Annotated in this window: 13 protein-coding genes; 4 read left to right on the forward strand and 9 right to left on the reverse strand. The window is 59.9% G+C overall.

The features are described 5' to 3' along the window. Positions 1–194: 194 nt before the first annotated feature. Positions 195–392: a YbdD/YjiX family protein gene (locus QZH45_RS26040; protein ID WP_003201656.1), complete on the reverse strand. Its 198-nt coding sequence runs from the start codon at positions 390–392 to the stop codon at positions 195–197. Positions 393–408: 16 nt separating this feature from the next. Then, positions 409–2,475 (reverse strand): carbon starvation CstA family protein, encoded by a 2,067-nt coding sequence (locus QZH45_RS26045; RefSeq protein ID WP_053191313.1) that lies wholly within the window; start codon positions 2,473–2,475, stop codon positions 409–411. A 158-nt stretch (positions 2,476–2,633) separates the two neighbouring features. Here QZH45_RS26045 and QZH45_RS26050 point away from each other — a divergent pair, with 158 nt between their 5' ends. Continuing rightward, on the forward strand, positions 2,634–2,990 hold the full coding sequence (locus QZH45_RS26050) for a PilZ domain-containing protein (protein WP_024780335.1): 357 nt from the start codon (positions 2,634–2,636) through the stop codon (positions 2,988–2,990). A gap of 19 nt (positions 2,991–3,009) precedes the next feature. Here the strand turns inward: QZH45_RS26050 and radA are convergent, their stop codons facing one another. From radA to katB, 3 genes are all read right to left on the reverse strand, one after another. Further along, complete coding sequence (gene radA, locus QZH45_RS26055; RefSeq protein WP_024780334.1) at positions 3,010–4,377, reverse strand: DNA repair protein RadA; 1,368 nt, start codon at positions 4,375–4,377, stop codon at positions 3,010–3,012. 93 nt (positions 4,378–4,470) lie between these two features. Further along, positions 4,471–5,019: an ankyrin repeat domain-containing protein gene (locus QZH45_RS26060; protein ID WP_024780333.1), complete on the reverse strand. Its 549-nt coding sequence runs from the start codon at positions 5,017–5,019 to the stop codon at positions 4,471–4,473. 78 nt (positions 5,020–5,097) lie between these two features. Beyond that, positions 5,098–6,639, reverse strand: coding sequence for a catalase KatB (gene katB, locus QZH45_RS26065; protein ID WP_024780332.1), 1,542 nt, complete (start codon positions 6,637–6,639; stop codon positions 5,098–5,100). 280 nt (positions 6,640–6,919) lie between these two features. On the opposite strand from katB, the gene mscL reads away from it, so the two are divergent. Further along, the gene (gene mscL, locus QZH45_RS26070; protein ID WP_024780331.1) at positions 6,920–7,333 is read left to right on the forward strand and encodes a large-conductance mechanosensitive channel protein MscL; all 414 of its coding nucleotides are present in this window, start codon (positions 6,920–6,922) and stop codon (positions 7,331–7,333) included. 116 nt (positions 7,334–7,449) lie between these two features. Here mscL and QZH45_RS26075 read toward each other — a convergent pair whose 3' ends face one another. After that, a complete protein-coding gene (locus QZH45_RS26075) occupies positions 7,450–8,226 on the reverse strand; it encodes a ferredoxin--NADP reductase (protein ID WP_053191317.1) in 777 nt (258 codons plus the stop codon). Positions 8,227–8,519: 293 nt separating this feature from the next. Between QZH45_RS26075 and QZH45_RS26080 the strand changes: the two genes are divergently transcribed. Continuing rightward, complete coding sequence (locus QZH45_RS26080; protein ID WP_024780329.1) at positions 8,520–9,233, forward strand: autoinducer binding domain-containing protein; 714 nt, start codon at positions 8,520–8,522, stop codon at positions 9,231–9,233. 177 nt (positions 9,234–9,410) lie between these two features. After that, on the forward strand, positions 9,411–10,541 hold the full coding sequence (locus QZH45_RS26085; RefSeq protein ID WP_024780328.1) for a methyltransferase: 1,131 nt from the start codon (positions 9,411–9,413) through the stop codon (positions 10,539–10,541). 37 nt (positions 10,542–10,578) lie between these two features. Here the strand turns inward: QZH45_RS26085 and QZH45_RS26090 are convergent, their stop codons facing one another. From QZH45_RS26090 to QZH45_RS26100, 3 genes are read right to left on the reverse strand one after another with little or no spacing between them, the layout of a single operon-like run. After that, on the reverse strand, positions 10,579–10,743 hold the full coding sequence (locus tag QZH45_RS26090) for a DUF2474 domain-containing protein (protein WP_069018334.1): 165 nt from the start codon (positions 10,741–10,743) through the stop codon (positions 10,579–10,581). Between the two features lie 19 nt (positions 10,744–10,762). Then, positions 10,763–11,770, reverse strand: a complete 1,008-nt coding sequence (gene cydB, locus QZH45_RS26095) for a cytochrome d ubiquinol oxidase subunit II (RefSeq protein ID WP_024780327.1) — start codon at positions 11,768–11,770, stop codon at positions 10,763–10,765. 3 nt (positions 11,771–11,773) lie between these two features. Continuing rightward, entirely contained in the window at positions 11,774–13,213 is a 1,440-nt protein-coding gene (locus tag QZH45_RS26100; protein WP_024780326.1) for a cytochrome ubiquinol oxidase subunit I, read from the reverse strand. Between the last annotated feature and the right edge of the window lie 372 nt (positions 13,214–13,585).

Consider the following 13,585-nt stretch of genomic DNA (forward strand, 5'->3'; position numbering starts at 1 on the left):
ATCGCGAGCAGGCTCGCTCCCACAAGGGATCGCTGGCGAACACACACCCTGATCCCGCCCAAAGACAACTGTGGGAGCAAGGCTTGCCCGCGATGCTGGCGCCTCGGTCTACAGTGATACCGAGGCGATGCTGTCGCGGGCAAGCCTTGCTCCCACAGGCTCCCACACAGGGGGATTACCTCAGGGCCGTCAGGTCAACAGCACTTCGGTCCACCCTTGCCACCGTAACGGGCCTCCTGGCGTTCGCGGAAGAACGCCTCGTAGTCCATCAGCGGTTTGTCCGGGTGCTTGGTTTGCATGTGCTCGACGTAGTTGTCGTAGTCGGGCATGCCGACCATCAGGCGGGCGGCCTGACCGAGGTATTTACCGAGGCGACTCAAGTCATTGAACATTGTTGCAATCCTCGCGTCAGGCGTCCGGCAGGGCCTGGAATGGTGCTTCTTTATCCGTGCGCTCTTTCGTCCCCCAGGCGGCAACACCGACCTTGATCGCGTAGAACAGGATACTGAGCACCACGAACAGGAACAGCGTTGTCAGCGTGGCGTTGGTGTAGGCGTTGAACACCACATGCTGCATCTGCTCGATGCTCTTGGCCGGGGCCAGGATCTGCCCTGCCGCCAGGGCATCGTTGTATTTGCGCGCCAGGGCCAGGAAGCCGATCGCCGGATTGGCGTCGAACAGCTTGATCAGGCCCGCCGTGGTGGTGCAGATCAGCAGCCAGGCCGCCGGTAGCAGCGTGACCCAGATGTAGCGCTGGCGCTTCATCTTGATCAGCACCACGGTGCCGAGCATCAGGGCAATACCGGCCAGCATCTGGTTGGAGATGCCGAACAGCGGCCACAAGGTGTTGATGCCGCCCAGCGGATCGATCACGCCCTGGTACAGCAGGTAGCCCCACAGCGCCACGCAACCGGCGGTGGCGATCAGGTTGGCGGTCCAGGATTCGGTGCGCTTGAGCGAGGGCACGAACGAGCCCAACAGGTCCTGCAGCATGAACCGCCCGGCACGGGTGCCGGCGTCTACCGCCGTGAGGATGAACAGCGCTTCGAACAGGATCGCGAAGTGGTACCAGAACGCCATGGTGTCCTCACCCGGCAGCACCGAATGCAGGATCTGCGCGATACCGACCGCCAGGGTCGGCGCACCGCCGGCACGGGCCAGGACGGTGGTTTCGCCAATGTCCCGGGCCACCGCCTGCAGCGCGTCCGGAGTGACGGCAAAGCCCCAGCCGCTGATGGTCTGGGCCACGGCCACGACGTCACCGCCGACCACCGCCGCCGGGCTGTTCATGGCGAAATACACGCCCGGTTCGATCACCGACGCGGCAACCATCGCCATGATCGCCACGAAGGACTCCATCAGCATGCCGCCGTAGCCGATATAGCGGGCGTTGGTTTCATTGTCCAGCAGCTTGGGCGTGGTGCCCGAGGAGATCAGCGCGTGGAAACCCGAGACCGCGCCGCAGGCGATGGTGATGAACAGGAACGGGAACAGCCCGCCCTTCCACACCGGGCCCATGCCGTTGGTGAACTGGGTCAGCGCCGGCATTTTCAGCTCGGGCATGGTGATCAGGATGCCGATCGCCAGGGCGACGATGGTGCCGATCTTGAGGAAGGTCGACAGGTAGTCCCGCGGGGCCAGGATCAGCCACACCGGCAGCACCGCCGCGACGAAACCATAGCCGATCAGCATCCAGGTGATCTGGATCCCGGTAAAGCTGAAGGCCTTGGCCCAGACTGGATCGGCAGCGACCTGCCCGCCCAGCCAGATCGAACCCAGCAGCAACAGCACGCCAATGAGCGAGATTTCACCGATGCGGCCCGGGCGGATATAGCGCATGTAGATGCCCATGAACATCGCGATCGGAATGGTTGCCATCACCGTGAAGATCCCCCACGGGCTCTCGGCCAGGGCCTTGACCACGATCAGCGCCAGCACCGCGAGGATGATGATCATGATCAGGAAGCAGCCGAACAGCGCGATGGTGCCGGGGATGCGGCCCATTTCCTCACGGACCATGTCACCCAGGGAGCGCCCGTTGCGGCGGGTGGACAGGAACAGGATCATGAAGTCCTGCACGGCCCCCGCCAGCACCACGCCGGCGATCAGCCAGAGCGTGCCGGGCAGGTAGCCCATCTGCGCCGCCAGCACCGGCCCGACCAATGGCCCTGCGCCGGCAATGGCGGCGAAGTGGTGACCGAAGAGGATATGCTTGTTGGTCGGAACGAAGTCCAGGCCATCGTTGTTGAGCACGGCAGGGGTGGCCCGGCGCGCATCGAGTTGCATCACGTTGTTGGCGATGAAGAGGCTGTAGTAGCGGTAGGCGACCAGGTAGATGGCCACGGCTGCGACGACGATCCAGAGGGCGTTGATGGGTTCGCCGCGGCGCAAGGCCACTACGCCCAGGGCGCATGCGCCTGCAACGGCCAGCAGGAGCCAGGGTATATGGCGCAGCAGGCTATTATTGTTTTTCATTTTTTTATTCCAGCCAGGGTTGGACAAGAAAGGCAGCCACCGAAGTTTAGCCCTAACGACAGCAAAGGCCATCCCGGCATTCTCCTGTCTCCGGTCGAACGGTGACGATGACGCTTCAGTTGGGTCTATAGTCAGTGAATATTCAGAGGGATTGGGCTATGAGCGAACGCCGCCGCTTCGTACGAATCGAGTTTCATGCCAGGACCGAACTGAGCCAGGGCGAGTACATCTGGCCAGTGAAGCTGCTGGACCTGTCTCTGAAAGGCCTGCTGATCGAGAAGCCCGAGCCATGGCTGGGTGACCCCGAGCAGCCTTTCGAAGCCGATATCCACCTGGGCAAGGATGTCGACTTGAAAATGGAGGTTCGACTCGCCCACGACGACAACGGCCACTTGGGTTTTGTCTGCGAACATATCGACCTGGACTCCATCGCGCACCTGCGCCGCCTGGTGGAGTTGAATCTGGCCGATCACAACGAGCTGGAGCGGGAATTGGCGGCGTTGATCCAGATATGACAGATACGCAGCCGCTGCACTACTCGAACAACGCGTCCAGCGCCTGCTCCAACCGCGTCACGGCAATGATCTGCAAACCTGCCGGCGCTTCCTTCGGCGCGTTGCCCTTGGGCACGATGGCGCGTTTGAAACCATGCTTGGCCGCCTCCTTGAGTCGTTCCTGCCCGCTGGGCACCGGTCGGACTTCGCCCGACAGACCGACTTCACCGAACACCAGCAAATCATGGGGCAGCGGTCGATTGCGCAGGCTGGACATGACGGCCGCCATCAACGCCAGGTCGGACGCGGTTTCCAGTACCTTCACGCCACCCACCACGTTGAGGAAAACGTCCTGGTCATGGGTAGGAATACCACCGTGTCGATGCAGCACGGCCAGCAACATCGCGAGCCGGTTCTGATCCAGCCCCAGCGTGACCCGGCGCGGGTTCGCCAGGTGGCTGTCGTCTACCAGCGCCTGCACTTCCACCAACATCGGTCGAGTCCCTTCCCAAGTCGCCATGACCACGCTGCCCGGCACTTCTTCCTGGGCACGCGTCAGAAAGATCGCAGAAGGATTGGAGACCTCTTTCAGGCCCCTGTCGGTCATGCCGAACACACCCAGCTCATTCACGGCACCAAAGCGATTCTTCACCGCCCGTAACAAACGCAGGCGACCATCGGACTCGCCCTCGAAATACAGCACGGTATCGACCATGTGCTCCAGCACCCGCGGCCCCGCCAGCGCACCTTCCTTGGTGACATGACCTACCAGGAAGATCGCCGTGCCGCTCTGCTTGGCGTAACGAACCAGCAACGCCGCGCTTTCACGAACCTGGGACACACCACCCGGCGCCGATTGCAGTTGCTCGGTGAAAATCGTCTGGATCGAGTCGATCACCATCACCTTGGGCTTTTCCAGGCGCGCCGTGGCGATGATCGTTTCGATACAGGTCTCGGTCATGACCCGCAACTGATCCTGGGGCAACCCAAGACGCCGCGCGCGCATGGCGACTTGCTGCTGGGACTCTTCGCCGGTGACGTACAACGCCGGCATGCGTGTGGCGATGTTGCACAAGGTTTGCAACAGGATGGTGGATTTGCCGATACCCGGGTCACCGCCGATCAAGACCACCGAACCGTCCACCAGACCGCCACCCAACACGCGGTCCAGTTCACCGGAAGCGGTGGAGAACCGAGGGATCTCCTCGACACTGACTTCGGCCAGGGTCTTGATCTGTGCTTGCTGGCCGGCCCACCCGGTGCGTCCGGTGGGCGCCGCGGCACCGCCACTTTCCACCATGGTTTCGGTCAATGTGTTCCAGGCGCCGCACTCACCGCACTGGCCAGCCCATTTGGGAAAGGTCGAGCCGCACTCGGTGCAGCCGTACATGCGCTTTGCCTTGGCCATCTGAACTCCGGGAGAAAAACCGCGATGATAGCCCAGCTGGTGGCCTGTACGGTCAACTCGAGTACTCAAATCAACCTTACAGGGCACCAGGGTTCAGCGCGGGGCCGGCATTCTGATTTCACCCCGGGCCAGGTCCATCGCGGTATTGCCCAACGGATCCTGGGCCTGGAGGTCGGCGCCCTTGGCCTTCAAGGCGTCGAGCAGCTCCGTACGCTTGAACAAGCCGGCGTACATCGCGGCAGTCTGCCCCGCGCCGTTGCGCTGGTCGGGGCTGCAATCAGTGGATAACAGACGTCGCGCGATCTGCACTTCGCCCTTGAAAATAGCGCCCATCAACGCCGTATTGCCGCGCTTGTCCTGGACACAGGCATCGGCCCCTGCAGCCAGCAGCCGCTCCACCGCAGGGCCATGACCGTGATAAGCCGCCAGGATCAGGGCGGTGTAGCCCTTCTCGTCCTGGGTATCGAGTGAGTAATGAGCGTCGATAAAGGCATCGAGCATGGACACGTCCCCCCGACGGGCGGCGTCGAAATAATAAGTTTGCAACTCTTCTTGTACAGCTGCCGGGTCGGTCGCAGCGGGCTGATCGGCCAACGCGGACAGTGACCAGATGGCAAGCAGGGAACACAGGAAATAACGCATCACGGTGCCTCCTTTTTGACTCAAGACTGTGGGAGCAAGCCTTGCTCCCACAGGGCATGTAGCTGCCAGACTGACGGATCAGTCGGTCAGTTTTTCCGCCAGCGCCTTGACGCGGGCCAGGTCACCTTTGGCGACACGAGCCACGCCGGTGCCATATTCCGGGTCGGCCTTGTAGAGGAACGACAGGATGATGTGCTTGCTCTCGTCATCGGTGGTGGCCAATGACCCACCGAAGCTTTCAATCAGGTCATTGCGTTCCTTCTGGTTGAATGAGCGGTACAGGTCGCCGGCCTGCTTGAAGTTCTGCTCACGCTGGATCTTCGCCTGCTGGGTGTTGCCGCTCAGCGCGGTCTGGCTGTAGCGCGCCGATTGCAGCTCTTCGCGGGGCATCAGGCGACTCGGCTGGTAATTCACCCCGGTGCTGGTGCTCCCAGGGTTCATCGCGCCGTCCTGATTACCGGTGTTCACCGCCACCTTGGGGGCATTGATCGGTAATTGAAGGGCATTGGCGCCTATCCGGTACATTTGCGTATCGGCGTAGGAGAACACCCGCCCCTGCAACAGACGATCCTCCGAAGGCTCGATGCCCGGAACAACATTGGCCGGTGCCATCGCCACCTGTTCGGTTTCCTGGAAGACATTGGCCGGATTGCGGTTCAAAACCATCTGCCCGACTTTACGCTCAGGCACGCCCGGCCAGATCTTGGTTGCATCCAACGGGTCGAAATCGAACTTGGACAAGTCCTGAGGTTTCAGGACCTGGACATACAGGTCCCACTTCGGAAAGTCGCCCTTATTGATATGACTCACCAAGTCGTTGGTCATATGGCTGTAATCCTGCCCTTGAACCTTCACCACTTCTTTCGGATCGAGATTCTTCAAGCCCTGCAAACTTTTCCAATGAAACTTGACGTAGTGGACTTCGCCCTTGGCATTCACCAACTTGTAGGCATGCACACCATTACCGTCCATTTCACGGTAACTGGCCGGAGTACCGGAGTTGGAATACAGCTCGGTCAGCGTCCTGGTTGCTTCTGGTACATGGGAGAAGAAGTCGAAACGACGTGAGTCGTCGTCCAGGTTGGTCCGTGGATCAGGTTTGAACGCATGGACCATGTCAGGAAACTTGATGGCATCGCGAATGAAGAAGGTCGGGAAGTTGTTCCCCACCAGGTCCCAGTTACCGTCGGCCGTGTAGAACTTGGTGGCAAAGCCCCGAGGGTCACGCAAGGTTTCCGGCGAATGATTGCCATGTACCACGGCAGAAAAACGCACGAACACGGGAGTGGCCTGCCCTGCCGCAAAGACCTTCGCCTTGGTCAAGTCACTGAGGTCGCTGGACACGGTGAAGGTGCCATGGGCGCCGGTGCCACGGGCATGCACCACACGCTCGGGAATGCGCTCACGATCGAAACGCTGGAGTTTCTGGATCAGTTGCACGTCCTGCAGCAAAGCCGGCCCATTGGGGCCTGCCGTCTGCGAGTTCTGGTTGTCGCCGACGGCCGCTCCGTTGTCGCGGGTCAGGGTGGCAGCGTTGACGGAAAAGGACAGCAGGCCAGCGCTCAGCACAAAAAGAGCGCGACGTTGGGGAAAAGTCCCACCGCCAAGGGAAGTATTCATAGCGTTTCCTCTGATGTTATAGAGCGCATCCATGTGCGCTTGTCAGAGGCTAGTGCCCGAAAAAGCAAAACCTAAATAGAAATGCCGTACCACACTGATAGAGAAAACCTTGTAGGGCGTCCGCTTGAAACCGCGTATCACGCGCGATTGATGGCACTTTGTAAACTTTTAGAAGGGAGCCAGGTCGATAGCTGGGGAGCTTTGTAAGTAGACGTGTCGAGCGAGACGCGTTTAGCTGAATTACACTGCCATTCAATTCATTTATCACAAGGAACTGTTCATGGGCATGTTAAGCGAGTTCAAGGCCTTCGCGGTCAAAGGCAATGTCGTCGACATGGCCGTCGGGATCATCATCGGGGCCGCTTTCGGCAAAATCGTATCGTCATTCGTGGGCGATGTCGTCATGCCTCCGATCGGCCTGCTGATTGGCGGGGTGGACTTCAGTGACCTGGCCATCACTCTCAAGGCTGCCCAAGGTGACGCACCTGCAGTGGTACTGGCCTACGGCAAGTTCATCCAGAGCACCATTGATTTCATCATCGTCGCGTTCGCCATCTTCATGGGCGTCAAAGCGATCAACCGCCTCAAGCGTGAAGAGGCCGTTGCCCCGAGTGCGCCGCCGGTTCCGAGCAAGGAAGAACTGCTGCTGAGCGAGATTCGCGACCTGCTCAAGGCCCAGAACGAAAAGCCCTGAGCGCTATTTGCTGGAGTGGTTCGTCACGCAACGCTGAGGCAGCCCTGATGTGGGGCTGCTACACAGCCCAGCGGGAGCAAGCTCCCTCGCCGCAAGACTCGTGCTTGGCTCTACGCCTACCAATAGTTTTCCACCGCCACCTGGCCCGGCCGCCGGGAAAGGCTCAGTTGCAGGCCCCTGGCCTTGAGCAGCTTGCGCGTGTCGTCGATCATCTGGGGATTGCCACACAACATGACCCGCGAATGCTCCGGCGTCAGCGCTACCCCGGCCGCTCGTTCCAGTTCGCCATTTTCAAGCAGCGCCGTGATGCGTCCGTTCAGTGCCCCGGGATGCTGTTCACGGGTCACGGTCGCGATAAAACGAAACTTATGGGCGTGCTCGGCCAGGTAATCGCGTCGACCCAGCCCGTCGATCAGGTCCTGATACGCCAGCTCCTTGGCCTCGCGGACGCTGTACACGAGAATGATCCGCTCGAATCTCTCCCACACCTCGAAATCCTGGAGAATCGAAAGGAACGGCGCCACTCCCGTCCCGGTGGACAGCAACCATAGATCCCGTCCGTCAACGAAACGGTCCAGCGTCAGGTAACCAAATGCCTGACGATCAACCAACAAGCTGTCATCCGGTTTCAAGCGGCTGAGTTCACTGGTGAACTCGCCATCCGGAACGACGATGGAAAAAAATTCCAGAAACTCGTCGAACGGCGAGGACACCATGGAATAGGCCCTCCAGACGGTATTGCCGTCCGCTTTGACCACCCCCAGCCGGGCGAACTGGCCCGCCCGGAAACGAAAACCACGATCCCGGGAGATGCGCAAGGTAAACAAATGGGAGGTCAACGGCTGCACGTCCAGCAGGGTTTGACGGGTGAACTTCTCTGCGCTGTCGGTCATGAGCCACTCCAAAGGGACGAGGATCACAGTGTCCCGCAAAGTGAGCGTCTTAACCACCGACAAAGAGTAATGGCATTTTAATTACAACTGCTTCACCCACTCACTGGAAACATCTACCAAAGCTGTACAAGTATAAAAAACTTGTAGCAGTAGAAACTTCACGACGTATATTCGTAAATACCGCCCGTAGTCAGTGACATTAAAAATTCTAACTACTGCGTAGGAAAAGTCCTACACTGTGTGTTCGCACCAGATTGGATCCACGCAGTTGAACGTCAATCCAGGAGACGACGATGGACAAGTGGAAGGACTTACAGTTAAGGAAATTATCCTGCGAAAAAGACCTGCAGACAGCCTATCGCCTGGTCCTGAATTTCTTTAATAATCAAGGCTTTGAATTTTGTGCATTTGCATCTTATCTCGGCAGCCCGGTTAAACATGCCAGCAAGGTGAACCTGAACAACTACCCCTATGGTTGGGACAGGTTATATGAACAGAATGGCTATGCCTCCAGCGACCCAGTAGTAGCACACTGCAATCAATCGCCTCTTCCCATCCTTTGGGATGAGAGTCTTTTTGTCCAGGCACCCAAGTTATGGCTTGAACTGAATCGACAAGGTCTCAGATATGGTTGGACACAAGCCGTTCATGACGACCATGGGGGTCACTGCAGTCTTTTCAGCCTCGCTCGGACTCACTCTCCTATCGATATCGAGGAACATTATGGAAATCTCGGCTACGCCATCTTCGCCAGTCGACGACTGCATGCGCTGGCGAGCAGGAGAATGGCAGACACCACTGCAACCACGCAGAAATGCCATTTGTCACCGAGGGAAATCGAAGTACTGAGATGGTCAGCCGAAGGGAAGACCGCGTCGGAGGTAGGCAGGATATTGTGTCTTTCCGAACGCACAGTGAACTTCCATGTCTGCAGTTGCATGCGAAAGCTGAACGTCAGCAATAAGATTTCAGCCGTGGCCAAGGCGGCTCACATCCATGTGATCTGATCCGGACCGGCCTTGCAGACTTTGAAAACCCTCGGGTAATGCGCAGCAAAAAAAAGTACCATCACGGCCCCACTTGAATGATGTCGCCCTCAGCACCCGACGTAGTTCATTCAGGCGGCCCGCTGAAGCACCTGCCTCAGAGCAGCGGGACATTCGTCGATTGCCAGAGTCCCAACCATGCCTTTGCTTGTCAGTCCCTTCGCCCAACTCGATCTGATCCGCCAACCCGAACAGCCGAACGAACCGCTGCAAGCTTTTGATGCAGCCGATGAATACCTGCTCGCTCACCTGGCCGAACAGCAACCGACTGCAAGTACTCGGGTCCTGGTGCTCAATGACGGATTCGGTGCCCTCGCCGCCAGCCTGAGCGGCCAGGTTGAAGTAACCAGCAGCAGCGACTCGTTCCTGGCATTGCAAGCGTTGCAGAAGAACCTGGTTCGTAACGGACGCCCCTTCGATGCGGTGCCGACGTTGCCGGCCAGCGAGCCGTTGACCGGGCCCTTTGACCACGTCCTGATCAAAGTGCCGAAGACCCTGGCCCTGCTGGAAGAACAACTGATTCGCCTGCAAGGCCAATTGGCTCCCGGCGCCCAGGTGGTCGCTGGCGCGATGATCAAGCATCTGCCCCGGGCTGCCGGCGACCTGTTGGAGCGTTACATCGGCTCGGTGCAGGCGTCACTGGCGGTGAAAAAGGCTCGCCTGTTGATCGCCACGCCGCAAGCCGTCTCGTCAGCCCCCCAGGTATCCCCCTACCCCACCCGCTACACGCTGGACGAGCCGAAGATTGAATTGCTCAACCACGCCAACGTGTTCTGCCGTGAAGGACTCGATATCGGCACCCGGGCGTTCCTGCCGCATCTGCCAGCCAACCTGGGGACAGCCCAGGTCGCGGACCTGGGCTGCGGCAACGGCGTGCTGGCCATTGCCAGCGCCCTGCGCAACCCCGACGCCTGCTACACGTTGGTGGATGAGTCCTTCATGGCCGTGCAATCGGCCGCCGAGAACTGGCGAGCCGCCCTGGGCGAGCGCGAGGTCATCGTACGGGCCGGCGATGGTCTGGCCGGGCAACAGGCGCAGTCGCTGGACGTGGTGCTGTGCAACCCACCATTCCATCAACAACAAGTGGTGGGCGATTTCCTGGCCTGGCGAATGTTCCAGCAGGCCCGTGAAGCGCTGGTGGTCGGCGGCGCGCTGTACATCGTCGGCAACCGGCACCTGGGCTATCACAGCAAACTGGCGCGGTTGTTCCGCAGCGTCGAGCAAGTGGCCGCGACCCCGAAGTTCGTGATTCTCAAGGCTCGGAAATAACTGGCGCGGTGGGGGCAACGTTGCCCCCAGCGGCCTATCAATGGGTGGTCAGCCCCGCGGCATTCATGAACATCCGCATCAGGCTGGCGACGATGAACAGCGCCAGCACACTGCCCACCCAGATTCCCGCCAACCAACCCAGACGCTGCCAGAGCGGTTTGCGTTCGGCGGCTTCGATATCTTTCAAATCCGGTTTGGCCATTCAAACCCCCGCAGCTCGATCAATGGTAACCGTCATCATGGTTCACCTTGCCCCGGAACACGTAGTAGCTCCAGAAGGTGTACACCAGGATCAACGGGATAATGAACAAGGTACCTACCAGCATGAAGCCCTGGCTCTGGGGCGGCGAGGCGGCATCCCAGATCGAGATGGACGGCGGCACGATGTTCGGCCACAGGCTGATGCCCAGGCCGCTGTAGCCGAGGAATATCAGCACCAGCGTCAGGATGAACGGCGTGTAGTGCGCGTTGCGGGCGACCGCGCGGAATAACCCATACATCGTCACCAGCACCAGGACCGGCACCGGCAGGAACCAGAACAGGTTCGGCAAAGTAAACCAGCGAGCGGCGATATCGGCGTGGGCCAGCGGTGTCCAGAGGCTGACAATGCCGATCACCGCCAGCACCACGAAAGCCAGCGGTCGGGCGAGGTCGTGCATCTGCTCCTGCAATTTGCCTTCGGTCTTCATGATCAGCCAGGTACACCCGAGCAAGGCATAGGCCGCGATCAGGGCCAGGCCGCAGAACATCGTGAACGGCGTGAACCAGTCCAGAGAACCGCCGGCGAACTGGCGATTGACCACCTGGAACCCGTCGATGAATGCGCCCAGCGCCACGCCCTGGAAGAAGGTGGCCGTCAGCGATCCACCAATGAACGCCTTGTCCCAGAGATGCCGTTTCTCGGCCTTGGCCTTGAAGCGGAACTCGAAGGCGACACCGCGAAAGATCAGCCCGATCAGCATCAGGATCAACGGCAGGTAAAGCGCCGACAGCACCACCGAGTAGGCCAGCGGAAACGCCCCGAACAGACCGGCACCGCCCAGCACCAGCCAGGTTTCATTACCGTCCCAGACCGGCGCCACGGTGTTCATCATCACGTCGCGGTCGCGCTCGCCCTTGATGAAGGGGAAAAGAATGCCGATCCCCAGGTCGAAACCGTCCATGATCACGTACATCATGATGCCGAAGATGATCACCACGGCCCAGATCAGCGGAAGATCAATACCCATGACTCAATTCCCCTTGTTCGAGCGGTCGTTGTGGTCCATCTCTTCGTCGCCCTCGTTGGCGGCCGACAATGGCCGCGCCGGGGTACGTTTCTGGCCCGGGCCGCCATCGGTCGGCTCGACCTCGTGGGCCACCGGCCCCTTGCGCACCAGGCGCATCATGTAACTCAGGCCGGCACCGAAGAGCGCGAAATAGACCACGACGAACAACACCAGGGTGATGCTCATCTGAGCGAAGCTATGCCCGGACGAGGCATCGGCCGTGCGCATCAGGCCGTAGACCACCCACGGCTGGCGACCGATCTCGGTGGTGAACCAGCCAGCCAGGATCGCGACCAGGCCGGACGGGCCCATCCACAGCACCAGATGGAGGAACGGTCGTGATTGATAGAGCCGGCCGTTGCGACGCAACCAGAAGCTGCACAGACCGGTGAAAATCATCAGCAGCCCCAGGCCCACCATGACCCGGAACGACCAGAACACGATGGTCGAATTCGGTCGATCCTCAGGCGGGAACTCCTTGAGGGCCGGTACCTGCTTGTCCAGGCTGTGGGTCAGGATCAGGCTGCCCAGATAAGGAATCTCCACGGCGAAGCGGGTCTTCTCCGCCTTCATGTCCGGCAGGCCGAACAGGATCAGCGGCGTGGGCTCGTTGCCGACGTTTTCCCAGTGACCTTCAATGGCCGCGATCTTCGCCGGCTGATGCTTGAGGGTGTTGAGGCCGTGAAAGTCGCCAATGACCGCCTGTATCGGCGCCACCACCAAGGCCATCCACATCGCCATCGACAGCATGCGGCGGATGGCCGGGTTGTCGCGCCCACGCAGCAGATGCCAGGCCGCCGATGAGCCGACAAAGAACGCCGTGGCGACAAACGCCGCGGTGGCCATGTGCAGCAGACGATAGGGAAACGAAGGGTTGAAAACCACCGCCAGCCAGTCCACCGGGATGACCCGGCCATCAACGATTTCATAGCCCTGGGGCGTCTGCATCCAGCTGTTGGAAGACAGGATCCAAAACGTCGAGATCAGCGTGCCGATCGCCACCATGACCGTGGAAAAGAAGTGCAGGCCCCGGCCGACGCGACTCCAGCCGAACAACATCACGCCGAGGAAACCCGCTTCGAGGAAGAACGCAGTGAGCACCTCATAGGTCAGGAGCGGTCCGGTCACGGCTCCCGCGAAGTCCGAGAAGCGGCTCCAGTTGGTGCCGAACTGATAGGCCATGACCAACCCGGACACCACCCCCATGCCGAAGTTGACGGCAAATATCTTCGACCAGAAGTGGTAAAGATCGCGGTAGGTGTCGTCGCGGGTCTTGAGCCACAAGCCTTCGAGCACCGCCAGGTAACTCGCCAGACCGATGGTGATCGCCGGAAACAGGATGTGGAACGAGATTGTGAATGCAAACTGGATCCGGGCGAGATCGAGCGCCTCCAAACCGAACATAAGTCTTCCTCTATCAGGTAAAACCGGCTGCGGGTGGCCTGCATCACGCCCCCTCGGATATGGAGTGCGATGCCTTCCAAATCGTTCTTTTTAAAACCGTCACGACGCAGCTATCTGGCCGAATGGGCCACCAGGTCAATGCCTCGAACGGTATTGATCTGGATCAAGCAATGTTCAAAGCGTAGTCGCATTCTTGCCGATGAACGGCGTGGTCTTTTGTCGCGTGACAGGTTGACTCAGTGGCTGGCAACGCTGGTGCAGCTTGGCTGTGCTACAAATTTGTGGGAGCAAGGCTTGCCCGCGATGCAGGCACCGCGGTCCCGGGGGGACTTCGAACAGCATCGCGAGCAAGCTTTGCCCCCACAAGAAATT

Origin of the sequence: Pseudomonas corrugata (assembly GCF_050920615.1) — a bacterium.
Taxonomy (GTDB): Bacteria; Pseudomonadota; Gammaproteobacteria; order Pseudomonadales; family Pseudomonadaceae; genus Aquipseudomonas; species Aquipseudomonas corrugata.

Excerpts from the sequence above, each read along its gene's own strand:
- QZH45_RS26040 (WP_003201656.1), bottom strand. The coding sequence starts at position 392 with ATGTTCAATGACTTGAGTCGCCTCGGTAAATACCTCGGTCAGGCCGCC.
- QZH45_RS26045 (WP_053191313.1), bottom strand. The coding sequence starts at position 2,475 with ATGAAAAACAATAATAGCCTGCTGCGCCATATACCCTGGCTCCTGCTG.
- QZH45_RS26050 (WP_024780335.1), top strand. The coding sequence starts at position 2,634 with ATGAGCGAACGCCGCCGCTTCGTACGAATCGAGTTTCATGCCAGGACC.
- radA (WP_024780334.1), bottom strand. The coding sequence starts at position 4,377 with ATGGCCAAGGCAAAGCGCATGTACGGCTGCACCGAGTGCGGCTCGACC.
- QZH45_RS26060 (WP_024780333.1), bottom strand. The coding sequence starts at position 5,019 with ATGCGTTATTTCCTGTGTTCCCTGCTTGCCATCTGGTCACTGTCCGCG.
- katB (WP_024780332.1), bottom strand. The coding sequence starts at position 6,639 with ATGAATACTTCCCTTGGCGGTGGGACTTTTCCCCAACGTCGCGCTCTT.
- mscL (WP_024780331.1), top strand. The coding sequence starts at position 6,920 with ATGGGCATGTTAAGCGAGTTCAAGGCCTTCGCGGTCAAAGGCAATGTC.
- QZH45_RS26075 (WP_053191317.1), bottom strand. The coding sequence starts at position 8,226 with ATGACCGACAGCGCAGAGAAGTTCACCCGTCAAACCCTGCTGGACGTG.
- QZH45_RS26080 (WP_024780329.1), top strand. The coding sequence starts at position 8,520 with ATGGACAAGTGGAAGGACTTACAGTTAAGGAAATTATCCTGCGAAAAA.
- QZH45_RS26085 (WP_024780328.1), top strand. The coding sequence starts at position 9,411 with ATGCCTTTGCTTGTCAGTCCCTTCGCCCAACTCGATCTGATCCGCCAA.
- QZH45_RS26090 (WP_069018334.1), bottom strand. The coding sequence starts at position 10,743 with ATGGCCAAACCGGATTTGAAAGATATCGAAGCCGCCGAACGCAAACCG.
- cydB (WP_024780327.1), bottom strand. The coding sequence starts at position 11,770 with ATGGGTATTGATCTTCCGCTGATCTGGGCCGTGGTGATCATCTTCGGC.
- QZH45_RS26100 (WP_024780326.1), bottom strand. The coding sequence starts at position 13,213 with ATGTTCGGTTTGGAGGCGCTCGATCTCGCCCGGATCCAGTTTGCATTC.